Annotated in this window: 12 protein-coding genes; 7 read left to right on the forward strand and 5 right to left on the reverse strand. The window is 49.3% G+C overall.

Annotation, left to right across the window (positions count from 1 at the left end; translation table 11 throughout):
• The first annotated feature begins 21 nt into the window (after nucleotides 1–21).
• Genes GGC63_RS06300 through GGC63_RS06310 form a run of 3 tightly spaced genes read left to right on the forward strand, consistent with a single transcriptional unit; the run spans nucleotide 22 to nucleotide 1,707 of the window.
• On the forward strand, nucleotides 22–510 hold the full coding sequence (locus tag GGC63_RS06300) for a metallophosphoesterase family protein (protein WP_192701830.1): 489 nt from the start codon (nucleotides 22–24) through the stop codon (nucleotides 508–510).
• A gap of 40 nt (nucleotides 511–550) precedes the next feature.
• On the forward strand, nucleotides 551–892 hold the full coding sequence (ytxJ, locus tag GGC63_RS06305; RefSeq protein ID WP_079909153.1) for a bacillithiol system redox-active protein YtxJ: 342 nt from the start codon (nucleotides 551–553) through the stop codon (nucleotides 890–892).
• An 11-nt stretch (nucleotides 893–903) separates the two neighbouring features.
• Nucleotides 904–1,707, forward strand: coding sequence for an alpha/beta hydrolase (locus GGC63_RS06310; RefSeq protein ID WP_192701571.1), 804 nt, complete (start codon nucleotides 904–906; stop codon nucleotides 1,705–1,707).
• A gap of 45 nt (nucleotides 1,708–1,752) precedes the next feature.
• Here the strand turns inward: GGC63_RS06310 and GGC63_RS06315 are convergent, their stop codons facing one another.
• The 3 genes from GGC63_RS06315 to GGC63_RS06325 form a co-directional block, all read right to left on the reverse strand.
• Complete coding sequence (locus tag GGC63_RS06315; protein WP_192701572.1) at nucleotides 1,753–6,879, reverse strand: AAA family ATPase; 5,127 nt, start codon at nucleotides 6,877–6,879, stop codon at nucleotides 1,753–1,755.
• Between the two features lie 150 nt (nucleotides 6,880–7,029).
• Nucleotides 7,030–7,473, reverse strand: coding sequence for a MarR family winged helix-turn-helix transcriptional regulator (locus GGC63_RS06320; RefSeq protein WP_192701573.1), 444 nt, complete (start codon nucleotides 7,471–7,473; stop codon nucleotides 7,030–7,032).
• A gap of 99 nt (nucleotides 7,474–7,572) precedes the next feature.
• The gene (locus tag GGC63_RS06325) at nucleotides 7,573–8,718 is read right to left on the reverse strand and encodes a polysaccharide deacetylase family protein (RefSeq protein WP_192701574.1); all 1,146 of its coding nucleotides are present in this window, start codon (nucleotides 8,716–8,718) and stop codon (nucleotides 7,573–7,575) included.
• Between the two features lie 217 nt (nucleotides 8,719–8,935).
• Here GGC63_RS06325 and GGC63_RS06330 point away from each other — a divergent pair, with 217 nt between their 5' ends.
• From GGC63_RS06330 to GGC63_RS06340, 3 genes are all read left to right on the forward strand, one after another.
• Nucleotides 8,936–11,083 carry an S-layer homology domain-containing protein gene (locus GGC63_RS06330; RefSeq protein ID WP_192701575.1) on the forward strand — a complete coding sequence of 716 codons (2,148 nt, stop codon included), beginning with the start codon at nucleotides 8,936–8,938 and terminating at the stop codon, nucleotides 11,081–11,083.
• A 138-nt stretch (nucleotides 11,084–11,221) separates the two neighbouring features.
• Nucleotides 11,222–12,130: a TIGR01777 family oxidoreductase gene (locus tag GGC63_RS06335; RefSeq protein WP_192701576.1), complete on the forward strand. Its 909-nt coding sequence runs from the start codon at nucleotides 11,222–11,224 to the stop codon at nucleotides 12,128–12,130.
• Between the two features lie 29 nt (nucleotides 12,131–12,159).
• Nucleotides 12,160–12,477 carry a hypothetical protein gene (locus tag GGC63_RS06340; RefSeq protein WP_192701577.1) on the forward strand — a complete coding sequence of 106 codons (318 nt, stop codon included), beginning with the start codon at nucleotides 12,160–12,162 and terminating at the stop codon, nucleotides 12,475–12,477.
• 36 nt (nucleotides 12,478–12,513) lie between these two features.
• Here the strand turns inward: GGC63_RS06340 and GGC63_RS06345 are convergent, their stop codons facing one another.
• Together GGC63_RS06345 and GGC63_RS06350 are read right to left on the reverse strand one after the other, a co-directional pair.
• Complete coding sequence (locus GGC63_RS06345) at nucleotides 12,514–14,667, reverse strand: DNA topoisomerase III (RefSeq protein ID WP_192701578.1); 2,154 nt, start codon at nucleotides 14,665–14,667, stop codon at nucleotides 12,514–12,516.
• A gap of 111 nt (nucleotides 14,668–14,778) precedes the next feature.
• Complete coding sequence (locus GGC63_RS06350; protein ID WP_079909163.1) at nucleotides 14,779–15,618, reverse strand: AraC family transcriptional regulator; 840 nt, start codon at nucleotides 15,616–15,618, stop codon at nucleotides 14,779–14,781.
• 136 nt (nucleotides 15,619–15,754) lie between these two features.
• Here GGC63_RS06350 and GGC63_RS06355 point away from each other — a divergent pair, with 136 nt between their 5' ends.
• Nucleotides 15,755–16,759, forward strand: a complete 1,005-nt coding sequence (locus GGC63_RS06355) for a Gfo/Idh/MocA family protein (RefSeq protein WP_192701579.1) — start codon at nucleotides 15,755–15,757, stop codon at nucleotides 16,757–16,759.
• Nucleotides 16,760–16,770 lie beyond the last annotated feature (11 nt).

Genomic DNA, 16,770 nt, shown 5'->3' on the forward strand with positions numbered 1-16,770 from the left:
ATAGGAGAGGAGGGGATCGGGATGCGCATTGGCGTCATATCCGATATGCATATGTTCCGTCGTGCCAAGCAGCTGCCACAGGCCTTGCTGGAAGGTTTGCACGGGGTTGATTTGATCCTTCACGCCGGCGATTGGGTGGATCCGGGGGTAGTCCGGCTTTTCGAGGCGATAGCCCCGACGGACGGCGTTGCGGGTAATAACGATGGAGCGGATATCATTGAGCGCTTTGGACGCCAAAAGGTGTTGAACCTATCCGGATGGAGGATCGGGCTTGTTCATGGAGACGGCGGGCGCAAATCAACGCTGGAGCAGGCTATTGACGCTTTCCGTGATATGAGAGTAGATGTTATCCTATTCGGCCATTCTCACATTCCTTACCAGGGTATGCATGACGGGACGCTGCTGCTCAATCCCGGTTCTCCCACCGATAAAAGACGCCAGCCGCAATACTCTTACGGCATCATGGAGCTAGGCTCAACGATACAAGCTACCTTATATTATTATGATTAATTTGTAAGCAGCTATTTAACAATAAGTGGAGGGAATCAATATGACACAATGGAAAGAAATCACAACCCAAGAGGAATGGAATGAACATTTCGAAGGATCTGCCAATAAGCCGATCGTTGTCTTGAAGCATAGCACAGCTTGTCCGGTAAGCTTTAATGCGCTGAAGGAATACGAAGCTTACTTGCAAAATAAACCGAATTCTGATGTGGACTATGTGCTTGTCAAGGTCATTGAATCCCGTCCAGTCTCCAATCAAATTGCCGAGGATACCGGTGTAAAGCATGCTTCACCGCAAATCCTGTACATCAAAAATAAAGAAACCATTTGGAACACCTCGCATTGGGCCATTACCGAAGAACATATGACTGCTGTTCTTGATTAGGAAGAACGAGTATGAGCATAAGACCGCATCCTTTTTTCTCCGGAGCGCTTTTTGCGCGTAAATCGTGCTTTGTCTATTTGCCGGATGACTATGAGACGAGCGAAGATCCGTATCCCGTCATCTATTTGCTCCATGGTATGTATGGGAGTGAGTCCCATTGGCTTCTTAAGGGGAATGCGGAGACGACGCTGAACCGGATGATGCAGGAGGGGTCACTCCGCAAAAGTATTGTTGTTTTCCCTAATGACGGAGGCTACGGGTTAGGTACCTTTTATATGAACTGGTACGACGGTACCGGAAACTTCGAGGATTATTTTATTTACGATTTGGTGACGGAGATCGACAAGAGCTTCAGAACCATTCCGGACAGGGCACATCGTGTTCTCTGCGGCTTATCCATGGGGGGCTTCGGCGCATTTTCTTTAGCTCTTCGCCATCCTGAGCTCTTCGGTGCCGCGGCAAGCTTGTCCGGTGCCGTTACTTCCACGGCGATGATCACAAACCAATATTCACGCAGCGACATTTCGCGGATGATCGGGCCTCTTCACGGACCTTATGCTCAGAGCTATGATTTGCAAAAGCTGGCTGATGCTCAATTGACAAATAGTCAACGACCGGCATTGTACTTTAACTGCGGGACTGAGGATTATTTGTATTCGATGAACGCGGCTTATCACGAGCAGCTGGAACGGATCGGATACCAGCATATCTATCAAGAATTTCCCGGTGAACATAACTGGGATTACTGGTCGAAGCATCTGCCGGATGCTTTGCGATTCCTGGAAGCATCGTTTCAGCAAATGACTGATAAGTAAATGGAGACATTCTATCTATGCCAAAACCCCTTAGGACATATGGTCCTAAGGGGTTTTGGCTGTGGTGACAGGCGACTTCTTCTTCAAATAGACAGTGAAGGTGGTACCGACGCCTTCCTCAGAAAAGCACTCGATAGAGCCTTCGTAGTGCTGCAGGTAATTGTGAACGATATGAAGCCCGAGACCGGAATTCGTCGATTCGGATTTCGTAGAGAAGCCCTTTTCGAATATTTTGGTACGGTTCCGTTCAGGTATGAAGGAGCCGCTGTTAAAGATCATCAATTTATACCGTTCTTCCTGCTCCTCAATCGTGAGGCGGAGGGTTCGCAGCGGATCATCCTCCGGGATGGCTTCAATAGCATTTTTTAATAGATTGTGAACTATGCTGGAGAAGTAGCTGATAGGCAGAGTCAATCCGTCAAACGTACAATCCAGCTGGCCGCTGACCTGCAACTCGATTTTCTGCGAGATGCAGGGAATGCTGATATTGTTTAGTACGACTCCCAATACAGGGAATTTAACGGAGTTGACCACCGATTGCTGAACGATTTCCTTGCACCATACGGAAATATAGTCCTTGGCCATATCATACTTGTTCATCATAAGTAACGCATGAACCGTCTGTACGTTATTAATTAACTCGTGCTGAGCTTTGCGAATGTTCAGCATCGTAGCCTCGGAGGATTGGACCCAGCGTTCCTTTTCATCCAACTGCAGGCGAACGTTCTTTTCCCGTTCCTCGAGCAGCTGCAGCTTATAATCCTTGTGCTCCAGATTGGTATACAGCTTGGCATTTTCAATAGTACCGGCTATCTCGGATGCGAGGAGCTTCAATGTATCCAACCGCTGCTCTTGAAACACATGGCTTGCCAAATTGTTTTCCAAATACAGCACGCCGATCATTTTACCCAGTTTGATAATAGGCATAATGAGGATTGACATAGGCTGATGAGCCCGAATATAAGCGTCCTTCGGGAACATATCGGAAGATGCTGCATTATGAAGCAGCAGCGGCTCTTCCTTGCGAACCGCAAATTGAATGGCGGAAATCGCCGCATGCTCGTACTCTTCGATCGGTACGGAATGTAGCGCAATGAACGGACGATCCGGCATTTTTTCCACTTCGACATACAGCTGATGGTCCCGTTCGAGAATGAGCAGCCCTTTTTCGGCGCCCGCGTTTTCTATAACTATATGCATGAAGCTTTCCAGCAGCTTATGAAAGACCGCTTCGTTGGACAACACATGGGAAGCCTTTGCTACTGTGGATACATCAATTGCCGATTGAGAGACAGGCGTCCGGTTAACCAGGTACGGATGCTGGTCCTCCAGCTGAGCCACCTTGCGAACGGCACCCCATTTACTGTACAGCGCTTTCGCTTCCGTCCAATAGGCGCGGGCAATTTTAAGCTTCCCGCTCTGGGTGTAGAATTTGGCGGCGCACTCGTTGGCGATAGCCTCGAGCTGAAGAAATCTATGCTTGTTGGCATGAAAGATTGCCTGCTCATACAGCTCTGCCGCAATGACGGAGTTCCCGGAGATTCGATTCATCTCCGCCTCGAGAAGGAGCTTCTGAGGGACGAAATTATCCGGTGAGTGCACGCTCCATTTTTTTATGGCAGCCAGATGCTTTTTCAGCTTGTGCCAGTAACGCTTCTGATCGGCGGCCGCAGCTTTGGGATACAGCGCGCAAATCACGAGCGAGCTCATAAAGTAGTACATTTGTACATGAATGAGGCCAAAGACGGATTGGAGGCTTTCCTCCATCATCTTCATCGTTTGCTTGGCTTCATCCAATCGGTCCAGAATGTAGTAGGCTTGAAGCTGCAAAGCGTAGAACGTATGAACCGTTGCCTTGTTCGTGAAGCTCTGCAGCTGCGCGCATTCCTCTGGGGTCATGAATGGTTCCATGATATCAGGAATGCTGGTACTCGGCTGGAGCTTGGGTTCGTCGCTCATGAACAGCATGAAGCGCTGCAGCACCATAAAGATATAGATCGTATCCTGATCCTGAGCCCGTTGAATAAATGGGTGATACAGCTCGGTTTCATTGAATACGTCATTCAAGGGATCCCCCTTAAACAGACGAAGGAAAAAGCTGAAGGTGATAGAGTAGCCCGCATATACCAGGTCGCCTGATTCGACGCCGAATTGGTAGGCTTTCTTTAAATAATAAATGTTGTTTTCTATATGCTGAGTCATATTGTTCGTAAACGCCCCGAAGCCGAAGTACACTTTACATTTGATGGGCAGATGATCCAAAGCGTCACACAGCATCAGTCCAGCCTTGCCGAACTTGCTGCCATTCTTCAAATCGCCGAAGATAGAGCTGATAATCACCCCGTAAGTAGAGTAGGCCAAAGCTGAACCTTCCGAATTCCCGTTCCTTAGTGAGTAGTTAAACATCTTCAGCATGAGATAAATATACAGCTCGGAATTCAGGTAATACGTCGGTGCAATCAGGTTCACCATCAGCTTCATGACGGCCTTATGGTCCTCATCGACCATCTGCGGCAGATCGAATAAATCTGAAGGATGCTTGGCCATCATATGCCATTTGGTTCTAACCAGTTCGATGAGAATCGAGCTTCGCTTCACGTTGGACTGCAATGGAATATGGAACAGCCGCAGTCCTTCAAGCCCCATGGCCATCGCTTCTTCATGGAGCCCAAGATTGGTATAGAGCACCATCATCAGGTTGTATGCATCCGCTTTTTCCAGTCTTGTACGCGCATGATTCAGAATGATCTTGAAGGAACGCTTCGCGGACTCGAAATGTCCGCATAAATATTCGAGCTCCGCAAGCTCCAGATAAATCGCAAACGACAGTTCATACTGATTCGTCCAGTGGTTGGGCTCCAGAAGCTGAACGGCTTGTGTTACATATTTTAATGCGGTTTCATATGCCGTGTTGGATTTGGCTTTGCCGCTGGCCTGCATGTTGAAGCGGGCCAATTGTTCTTTTTCTTCAATAGAAGATAATAAAGGCTTGCCCAAATTCAAATGGTTGGCGACTTCAAACAGCTGCTCCTCCAAATCCTCAGATGATAACCCCTGAAACATCATCTGGCCAATTTGGTAATGAAGCTCCTTTTTCTGTTCCTTCGGCACGAGCGAGTAGACGGCTTGATGCACCCGGTCATGCAGGAAGGAATATTTTATCGACGTATGGGGATACGCGTCGCGCCTTAATGCTACGATTAGCCCCTCGTCTATAGCGCGCCGAAGCTCCTGATTAATAAGGGCCACATCCTGAGATGCAGCCAGCGAGAGCAGCTCCGGCCGGAATACATGGCCTATACAAGCGGCCTTCATTAATAACTGCTGTACGGATTCCGGCAGCCGGCGAATTTTGCCGATCATGAAATCCACGACATTATCTGTTATGTGAAGCTCATTTATTTGCTCCAGATCCCATTGCCAGCGGCTAAGCTCATAATTGAAGCGGAGAAGCTGCAGGTCATAAAGTGACCTTATAAATTGCTTGGTAAAAAACGGATTGCCCTTCGTTTTGTTCATAACCATCCGGGCCAGCCCATCCAGCTCATCCTCGGACACGACCTGCAGCGTATCCTGAATAAGACTTTGGACCGCTTTATGGCTGAGAGCCTCCAGCTCCATGCAGGTCACTCGAATATGCTGCATTCGCTCCAGCTTATCGAGCATCCCTTGGAGGGGATGGTCATCATTTACCTCATTGCTTCGATAAGTGCCGATAAAGAGACAATGATTGAAAGCAGGCTGCGCAGCCAATTCTTGAACCAATTGCAAGGAAGCCGGATCGGCCCACTGCATATCATCAATAAAGATGACGAGCGGGTGCTCCCTGGTAGCAAACACGGCCAGGAACTGGTTGATGGTCATCAAAAACCGATTGTTCGTCTCGGCAGGAGGCAGCTTGGATAAAGGAGGCTGACTGCCCAGGATTTTTTCCATCTCCGGTATCATGTCTATTAATACTTGTCCGTTCGGGCCGACCGCATCAAGAATTTTCTTTTTCCATAGCTGGAATGACGCATCACTTAGGGTCAGCAGGAATTGAATGATCTGGAGTCCTGCCTGATGGATCGCTTGAAAAGGCAGGTCCCTTTTAAACTGCTCGAACTTGCCTAGAACAAAGAGACCGTCTTCCTTCTGGATCGATTTCTGAAATTCCTGAATCAGGAACGACTTGCCGACACCGGACAAGCCGGAAACGAACACGATTTCTTTACTTCCCAGAATGACCCTATGGTAGGCATTGCGGATGTCCTGCAGCTCGTTATCCCTGCCGTAGATATAGTCGGGTATTTTAAAAATATCCGTAGGCGTTCCATATCCAATCTCGATGGGACCGATGGTTCCGTCATGTAGTAGCTGTTCCAGACATATTTCCAAATCCCGTCGTAAAGCATATGCGCTCTGGTATCTTTGTTCCGGATGCTTGGCCAGACATTTCATAATGATATCGGACACCGGCTTCGGAACGGCAGGCAGTATATCGGCAGGCGGGAGGGGCTGTACCGCCATATGCTGATGAATCAGCTCGCTCGTATCGCTGCCGGCAAAAGGAAGCATACCGGTTAAAAGCTCATAAAAAATAACGCCTAATGCGTAAATATCGCTCCTGTACTCTGCGTTACGTTCCATGCGCCCGAACTGTTCGGGAGCCATATAGGGAAGCCTGCAGGCCATATACCCTTCGTCGGGCTCATACATGCTAACAGAGGCGGAGTAAGGTGCAGCTGAATATAGGTCCGTTAACCGGATCGTTCGATCCGCTTCTATAATAATCGCATGCTTGGATAGACTCAGGTGAGCATACTTGGCCTGATGCAGCCTGCGAACAGTGTCGGTAATATCTGCGGCCAAACGCAAAAAGAGCTTCAATTCCATAGGACCCGAAGCTGCTAGCTGAAAAAGCGGATGACCATCTGAATGCTCCATTAATAGGATGGTCGTATTGTTATAAGATTCCAACCGGATCGGCTTCATTAGCACGTCCAGCTGGATATGCTGTCCGTTTTCATATTCGTTTGTAATCCATTGGAGCTCCTGCTTGGTCGGGAATTCCGATTGAAGCATCTTCATCCAATATTTTTCCTGGGTGGAAGGATTGAAGCCGCGGTATAAGGTGAACGGCTCGTGATCGTACCATTTTTCCATTTGAAATTCGTTTATGGTCAATGACAAGCGGGTAACCTCCGATTACTTCCAATTATTATTATTTTACTTTTTCCCCTAATAGGAAGCAACAGGAAAATGCTAAAACAGACAATTGCACTCAAAAACCGACTTGCTTCGCGAAAAAGAGGCAAATATCTTCAAACTTAAGCTTACCCTTCATGAATTCCGCATATTTTTATTCAACCGCTCCGTAAGCCGTTCCATGTAGCCGATCAATTCGGACTGCTCTTGCTTCGTAAACTGATTGAAGGAATCATTGAGCGCTTCTATCCACAGAGCTTCCGTCCGGCGGATCAGGTCTTTGCCTTGCTCGGTTAGAGCTACATTCTTCACCCGTGCGTCCGGCTGGCTGCTCTCACGAAAAACGAGCCTGGACTTCTCCAGACGATCGATCATTTGTGACATGGTGCTGGGCCTGACATCCAGATGTACAGCCAGCTGTCCGATGGTGCGAGTTCCGTTACGATGCAGATGCCGCAGCAGCAGCCACTGTACCCGTGTCAACGAATCCGGCTGCTGGTCAAAAACCTTGGAGCGGAGATGCCGGTTAATGGTTTGCATATGCGTGATAAATTGCTCTAGTGCTTCATTATTATTCATAGAACAGCCTCCATTTAGTAGTATTATATAGTTTTACTAAATATGCTGACAACAGCAAAAAGGAGGCAATGAAAGATTGCCTCCTGTAAGATATGCCGATTATTGTTGTTTGACAGGCGTAAGCCGTTCGGAAAAAGTCTTGCTGATAGGATTGAAAGCGATTGGGATGCCCATGGCTTTCTGCAGATCATTAAACTGAATTTGCGCATGGCGGCGTTTCAAGGTAATAGGTGAATCCAGATCAATTGGCTGATCCCCAAGCATAACGACGCTGCTGCCTTTGCGAGTTGTCCAGTGGTTGCCGTTATAGTAGAAGTTAATGGTTCCGTCATGATCCTGAATCATCGTACCGCCGATTTGTCCTACGCTTTCGCGAAACGGGATATAGCCGAAGGCTGGATCCAGACTGACGACCTTACGCATAATCGTTCTGTGCAGCTCTTCCGGGGTAATGCTTGGGTTCCCGCCTGTAATCCGGGGGATCTGCATAGGATCATCGTTTCGTGTCGCCATTTCGCTAACGGTTGTAAAGCCGTACTCTATACCCGCTTGATGCACGAGAGCTGCCGCGTTAGGGTCCACGCCTCCGAAGGGGTAAGCGTATGTACTAACAGGTCCGCCATTGACCTGCGAGAGCTTGTTTTTGCAGGTATTCGTATCGGAAATGACTTTACTGGCGTAATCCGTACTGTTTTCCAGCGTACCATTAGCATTTTGCCTGCTTGTCAGCATCGGTTGCCCGTTGATTTGCTCATGAAGGCTATCGGAGTGGCATTCAAACTCGATATTATCTTCAGGATGACTCAGGATTTCGCTGAGCTGCTGCCCGGTCATGAAAGGGATGTTGCTTCCATCGGGATTGTCCAAATAGCGCGTAATGATGAAGTTAACGGCCGGGATATGCATTTCCTTCAAGATCGGATAGGCAATGTCGTAAAAGCTGCGATAGCCATCATCGAACGTGACGAGCACAGCATTATCAGGGACCTCGCCGCCGGCCATGTAATGCTTAAACTGCTCGAGCGTGATGAAATTATAATGTTTATCCGCCAAATATTCGAGCTGCTCCCTGAATAGCTTGGGCGTTATGGTGACGCTGCTTTTGGCGGTGTCGCTTAAATGATGGTACATGATGACGGCAACCTGATCCTCATACATATCATTAGGCGAGCTGGAGCTGATGAATGGTAGAATAGAAACACCGATAAGTAATAGAAATAAAACTTTAACCGATAGCAATTTCATGGGACCCAATCTCCTGAGTTAGTAAGCTACAAGTACAGATTATAAGGAGGAAAACGCACTTTGTAAATCGACTTTTTTCGCGTAGGTTCGAGGGATGGTTTCTATCAAAAATGTTAACTTTACCACAAAATGATAGAAAGCGATTGTAGCATGTGAAAACCCTGTAATATAATGTCGATGCGCGAGCGAAATACATAGGATTAAGGGATGGGTGAACATGCAGTTAAAGAAAATGTTGGCTTCTGCACTAATTTGCTGTCTTACTGTAGGTTCCGGATGGACAGCAGCGGGCGCAGAAGGGACGGGGCGCACCTTCGCCGATGTGGATGGTCACTGGTCCAAGGCGGAAATTGAGTACTTGTCCGGCAAAGGGATTATTGACGGGGTGGAGAAGGACGGAAAGCTCTGGATCCTTCCAGACAAAACGATTACCCGCGCCGAGTACGTCAAAATCTTGGTGGGGGCTCTGAACAAGAAGAGTGCTGACCCCCAAACGGCCTCCTTCCGTGATGTGAGCGCTGATCACTGGGCGTTCAAGTATGTGGAGACGGCCAAGAAGGAAGGACTTGTAGACGGTTATGAGGATGGAGCGTTTAAGCCGGATGCCGAAATAACCCGAGCCGAGCTGGCTGCACTGCTAGTCCGGGCATATCAGTTGAAGGAAAAGCCGGATCAAACCGTCGTGTTTGAGGATGTAAGCACAAGCAATTGGGCATACAGCGTTATTCTAGCCGTAGCATCGAACAAGCTGTTTGAAGGCACGGTAGAAAACGGCAAAACGTGGTTTAAGCCTGCTGCGGCGGCAACCCGCGCAGAATCGATGACGGTCATTGCAAGGTACATGAAGCAGCTGGAGGCTTCTGCAGCCAAAGAAACGGATGAGAAGAAGGATCCGGTTACGACTCCGGATACGACGACACCAGGAACCTCCGGTTCTACAGGCTCAAGCTCCGGTTCCGGATCGGGCGGGGGAGGCTCGCGTCCAAGCAGCGGCAGCGGAGTGAATCTTTCTTTTAGCGGAGCGGATTTGGTAGCGACAATCGGCAAAGGCAACCCCATTGCCGGGACGGACGGCCAGGGCAATTCCGTTGAGCTGACAGGACTTAGTCTGTCCGGCTTTAGAGGAAGCGCCGGCAGCATTAGTGTGGAGGCATTGCCGCAAGCCAATGTGTTCAAGAATGCGAACACAGTTGTTCCTGGTATTGTAGGGCCTGTCATCGAATTCAGCACGAACGGAATTCCGTTCAACAGCGCTACCTTAAGCTTCCAGATTCAATCCACCGGAAGCAGTCAAAATCTGGTCGCTGCGTATTACAATGAAACGGCTAACAAATTTGAGTTTCTGAATACGACGAATGCCGGCGACGGAACCCTCAGCTTTGTAACCAACCATAACAGTAAGTACGTTCTGATTGACAAGCTGGCTTGGGAGCAGGCCTGGAAGAACAACTTGTCCGTAACATCGGGCGTATACAAGCCTTATGTGGACTATGCGTTTATTATCGACAGCTCCGGCAGCATGAGCTGGACCGATCCTAACGATCTCCGCAAAAAAGCGGTCACGGATCTTGTATATTCGCTGAACTACAATCCGAATTCGTCTTTCGTAACGGAAACGGTAACAGTGCTCGGCAGCGTGTACACGAATACGGTTCATTCCGAGTCGGACCGCGCGGCGATTATCGATTTTGACAGCTGGGCGCAGGTATACTCCACGTTCTCTGCAGACGGGGCTACAGTAGCCGGTGCGGTTTACCAAATCGATAGCTCCGGCGGAACGAATATTTTTGCCGGATTGAAATTAGCTTATGAACAATTTGAACAGCACGGCGATCCGAATCATCGTTTTGTCGCAGTGCTTTTGACGGATGGGCAAGACCAGGATCCAAAGGGAACGAAGGATTGGAACATGATTCAATCCGCTTACGGTAAGGGTGTAACGCTCGTAACCATGGGATTGAGCAGAGAAGTGGACCGATTGTATCTTGAAAAGATGGCTCTGCTGGGAGGCGGCCAATACTTCCAGGTGCTTACCGCCGAGGAACTGGAGGCATCCTTCCGAACGGTAGTGGAGACGACCCGTCATAATGAATTCGTTGACGCGGACCAAGACGGGCTGGACGATTACTATGAGGTAACCGGTATGCTGCTCGAAAACGGCATGCTGATAAAAACAAGCATCGATCCGGTAAACGGGAAGGATACGGATGGAGATGGCTTCACAGACGGTGAGGAAATGGGTCAGCCGGAGGATGTAGTCATCACAGCCGATATGGTACCAGCTGGAAGTGATTTGGTAGGCAAAACGGTAAAAATGTTTAAACAAATGAAAAGCTCGCCTACGGATCCTAACGACAAGCCTTAATTAGATAAAGCTGCATCTATTGCCAAATGTTAAGCACAAGCCGAATTTTTGCGGTTTGTGCTTTTTATTTATCGGAATTTATGTTATATAATGTTTTTATGTATTCATTATTTTTTTATTGAAAGTGAGAAGTCATCAATGAAAATTGCCATTGCAGGTGGTTCAGGCTTTATCGGCCGGCATTTGACGGAGTATTTCCTCAAGCAAAAATGTTCGATCATCCTTATCTCGCGGCAGCGCCAAACTCCTAATCACGTACTCATAAGGAACGTAACCTGGTCGGATCTGGAGAAAGATGTCAAGGTGCTGGAGGGGGTTGATGCCATCGTCAACTTGGCAGGTGAATCCATCAACCAGCGCTGGACAAATGCAGCTAAAGAAAGAATATTACATTCCCGATTGGATACGGTGAACCGAATTGCCGATATCGTCTCCCGATTGGAGAACAAGCCGGCCGTTGTCGTCAACGCTTCGGGGATATCTATATACGGAACGTCGGAGACGGAATCGTTCGTTGAGCATAGCGAACCTAATGTGAAGGACTTCCTCTCCGGAGTAGTGGAGAAATGGGAGAAGGCGATGGATCAAATCCAGGACACACGCCTTGTTAAGCTGCGTCTCGGTATCGTTCTAGGAAAAGACGGGGGCGCCTTCCCCAAGATGATGCTTCCATATAAGCTGGGGGTTGGGGGCAGAATCGGCAGCGGAAAGCAAGTGATCTCGTGGATTCATATTGAGGATTTGTGCCGCTTGATCGAATTTAGTATCGAAAATGAAGACATTATCGAGCAGCTGAATGCTACGGCTCCTCAGCCTGTGACCAATGACGAGTTCGGCCGTACGCTCGCACGGGTTATGAGAACCTCGCACCGTTTCCCTGTGCCTGCTTTCGTAATGAAAATCATGTTCGGAGAGTTATCGGAGCTCCTGCTCAAGGGTCAAAGGGTATTCCCGTATCTTGCTACCGAGTATGAATTCGAGTTTAAATATCCTACTTTGGATATGGCACTGCAGGACTTGGTCGGAGCAAAGGCTCAATTGAAATAAAAGACCGGATGAATGGACGAGGTTAATCTATGATACAATACGGTTCAGTCGATGTTAGGGAATTGAAATTTATGAATATGAGGTCGACGATCGAGCTGCGGGATGAGCAGTGGGTCGATGTCGAGGTGTGCTTTGACCTGGATGCGGGCAGCGAATTGCCGGAGGAGCTATCGGACTTAAGCGCGCTGCTGATTTGCACCTATTCAGGAGGAATCGCTCAAGTCGTTCCGCAGGATGAGGGACGTGACTGCGAGTTTCAGTTTACGGAATCGGAAAAGGAACAGCTGCGGTTGTATTATGAGTATGAAGTGAAGCCGTTGCTTCTCAGCAAGACCGGCGTTCAGTAGGCCATAGAAACAAAAAGAAGATTGGGCGAATTCGCCTCAATCTTCTTTTTGTTGTTGCAGTGCAGCCTTCAATGCGTCGCCTAAGCTAGAGCCCAGGCTGGCATTATCGCTGTATTGATTGATCAGCTTGGCAGTGTTGCGTTTGGCCGCCTTGCCGCTTACGCGATTGTCGTTATTGAGCATTTCAATCACGTTACATTGGCGGCATTGGGCATATTTCCCCGCCTTACCCGTATGAATCTCCATTTTCTTATGGCACTGAGGACAGCGCTTATTCGAAAGCATAGGCTCCGCCGCTCTTTTATAGCTGCATTCACGGTCGACGCAGACGAGCATTTTGCCGCGTTTGCCTTTGATTTCCTGCAGTGACTTGCCGCAATCCGGGCATTTCGACGTCGTCAGATTATGGGGCTTATACTCCGTAGTGCTGTTCTTGACCTCACGGACCATGGACATGGTTTGTTCGCGGATCCCTTGAAGAAAGGCTTTCATATTGCCTTTCCCTTTGGCAATCTGCTCCAGCTCTTGCTCCCAGCGTGCCGTTAAATCCGGCGACCGCAGGGCAGGGGATACAAGCTCGATTAGCTGGGCTCCCTTGCCTGTAGGCTGTAAAATATTCATTTTACGCTCGATCGTATCGGTCTGAAGCAGCTTCTCGATGATATCCGCTCTGGTGGCAGGCGTTCCCAGGTTATGCTTTTCCATTATCGATAGCAAGGAGGCCTCCGTATAACGGCCGGGAGGCTTGGTTGCATGCTTCTCCAGACTGCAGCGAGCCTCCTTTAGTACATCTCCGATTTGCAGTTGTGGTAACGATTGCTGCTGCGTGCCTTGCTCGTCGTCCTCATTTTCATCATTGTCACCCGATGTAGAGGCTGTGTCTTGCCCATATACGGCCTTCCAGCCTGCGTCTTTGGTAACCCGGCCCTTGGCAAAAAAGCTTTCCCCGGCAAGCTCCACAGTGACCGCGGTTTCATCGTATCGGAATACCGGATAGAACAAGGAAATAAACCGCCGGACGATCAAATCGTACAGCCTGCGCTCATCTGCTGACAGGGTATGGAGCAATGGCGCTTGCTCCGTAGGAATGATGGCATGGTGATCGGAAACCTTGCTATCATCTACGATTCGTTTGGTTATAGGCAGCGGCTTGCGAAGCAGCGGCTTTACCAGCGGAGCGTAAGGCTGAACGCTTAAGCTTTCGAGACGGCCTTGCAGAGTCGAGACCATATCGCTTGTCAGATGCCGTGAATCGGTTCTTGGATAAGTAACCAGCTTGTGCTGTTCGTACAGTTTTTGCAGAACATTGGAGGTTTGCTTGGCCGAAAATCCGAATTTCCGGTTGGCATCCCGCTGCAGCTCGGTCAGGTCATATGCGAGCGGCTGGGGTTCATTCTTTTCAACCACCTTAAGTTGTGTTACCTTGGCTTGGCCGTTTTGCAGCCGCGCCAGCAAAGCATCAGCGGCGGCTTTATCAAATAGCCGTCCGTCCGGCTGGTTTTTACCGCGCCATAATCCATGAAAACCCCCGAAATAAGCCTTCAGCATCCAATAATCTTTGGATTGAAAGCTGCGGATTTCACGCTCCCGGTCCATCAATATGGCAAGCGTAGGGGTCTGCACCCGACCGGCTGCCAGCTGTGCATTGTATTTGCAGGTGAGGGCACGCGTTACGTTAAGCCCTATAAGCCAGTCCGCCTCTGCACGGCATACTGCCGATTGGTAGAGCGGGTCGTAATCGCGTCCGGGTCTGAGCTTGGCAAAGCCTTCTTTGATAGCCTTGTCGGTCTGCGACGATATCCAGAGACGGCGGAACGGCTTGCGCCACTTAACGAGCTCCATAATCCAGCGGGCTACGAGCTCGCCTTCTCTTCCTGCGTCAGTTGCGATAATAAGCTGGTCCAAATCGCCTCGCTGCGCCAGCTGTGAAATAGCGCGGAATTGAGGCGTCGTTTCTTTGATCAGCTTCAGCTTCATCCGTTCGGGAAGCAGCGGCAGATCCTCAAGGTTCCAGGCTTTATACTTGGCGTCGTAATCTTCAGGCTCCGCCAATGTGACCAAGTGGCCCAGCGCCCAGGTAACGACGTGTTGGGGTCCTTCCATGTAATGCTTGTGCTTCTGATTACAGCCTAGCACGCGCGCCAATTCTTTGGCTACACTCGGCTTTTCGGCTAATACAAGTGATTTCATACCTTCTCCTTATGCGGTAAAAAAATGGTTTCTTTCCTTTAGTAAAGCTCCTGTAAACTACATTACTGTAAAATACGCCGGTTGTCCATTTACGCAGCTGGAGGGAGGAGGCTACTTATTCCAGTAAAGCTCTCTATACTCTGTCGGTGTCATGCCTTCCTGCTCGAGAAACTTTTTATTGAAATAGCTGGTGCTTGGGTACCCTGCCTCCAATGCAATTTGCCGGACGGTTAGCTCGCTCTTCTCAAGCAGCCATTGCTTGCTCATTTGCAGACGGCTCAGCGTTACGAACGTCATGGGAGTCATCTGGGTTGTCTTTTTAAACAGCTTACAGAAATAATAGGTGCTCACACCGGCTTCGCGTGCCCAGTAATCCAAATCAAACGGTTTGCAAGCCTCCTGCTGCAGTCTGGGCAGCAACTGGACGATCCGGTTGGTCGTCTCCTCATTTTTGCTGGTGCTGAGAGGCACGGCTTGATTGACAAATTCAGCGATGACGGCATAGGTCAAGGTGGACAGCTTCGTGAGGTGGAAGAATGCATTTTCTTCGGCTTCGACCAGCAGGTCATGCATAGCTTGCTCCAGCGGCTTAGGCTGGCGTATGGACCAAATATGCGACCGGTGAAGTCCTGTTTCTATCAAATAGTCCTTGACTTTAGAGCCGTAGAAATGAAGCCATCGCACATCCCACGGGTCGTCGGGGCTGGAATAATACCGCTGCTGTTGAAGCGGGAAGTACAGGAAGGAGTCGCCCGCCTGCAGCGTGTGAAGCTCATTGTCGGCATATACATAGCCTTTGCCGCTGGTGACCAGGTGAATACTGAAATTATTCAAAGCACCTTCCTGCCGCTCGACCGTATGCCCCGCATCGTTCTGGTACCATCCGACTGACTCCGGCAAACAAAAATAACCGTGCTCCAATAAAGTGGGAAGTGAGCGCTGGCGACGCATGGACATCTTCTCCTTGAGGACAATATTATTGTATAGAAGTGCAATAAGTTGTTATTTTCATTTTAAATATTGTTCAATATAATGGCAATATAGTACTACATTATAACTTAGCCAAAGCAAAGGAGCTGGGAATGCAATGAGTCAAACAAAGCTGCGCTGGGGAATTCTGGGCTGCGCGGGGATTGCCAAGCGTGCGGTCATACCGGGCATTCAGCAGTCACAGACGGGAGTAGTTTCCGCAATTGCAAGCCGCGGAGAAGAGAAGGCCAAGGAAACAGCGGCCCAATTAAATATCCCTGTGCATTACGGAAGCTACGAAGCCTTGTTGGAGGATGACCAAATTGATGCCGTTTACATACCGCTTCCCAATCACCTTCATAAGGAATGGACCATTCGGGCTGCTGAAGCCGGTAAACATGTGCTGTGTGAAAAGCCTTTTGCCCTGAATGCCGCGGAAGCGGAAGAGATGATAGCGGCTTGCGCGAAAGCCGGAGTCAAATTCGCCGAAGCCTTTATGTACCGTCATCATCCCCGTTATGCAATGATCAAGGATGTCATACAGTCGGGTGAAATCGGCACGATCCGAGGCATACACGGAGCGTTTACCTTCAACAACGCCAAGGATGCCAACAATGTGCGCTATAAGCAATTCATGGGCGGCGGCTCCTTATATGATGTGGGTGTATATCCTATCAGCGCGGCGCGGTTCATTCTCGAGCAAGAACCGCAGGCTGCCACGGTGCACGCATTCTTCTCGCCGGAGCACGATAACGTCGATATGATGGCATCGGGCTTGCTTGAATTCGCGGACGGCGTTGCCTTGACCTTCGACTGCGGCATGTGGGCCGCCGGACGCAATGTGCTGGAGATTCTGGGAACAGAAGGCCGCATCGAGGTGCCAAGCGCATATGTCGTTCGGCAGAACGCGGATGATCATTTCTTCGTCACGGTCAAAGGAGAGCGCAGGGAAGTATCGGTTCCCTACGTGAACCAATATGCGCTTCAAGCCGACGACCTGGGACGAAGCGTTCTCGAAGGCAAGCCTCAGAAGTTTGACCCTTCCGATGCTTTACTCAATATGCGTGTCATTGATGCTTGTTTGAAATCTGCACAAGAACGCGTTCGCGTTACTTTGGGATAAGGAGCTGAAGG

The organism is Paenibacillus sp. OAS669 (genome assembly GCF_014873645.1).
GTDB classification, from domain to species: Bacteria; Bacillota; Bacilli; order Paenibacillales; family NBRC-103111; genus Paenibacillus_S; species Paenibacillus_S vulneris.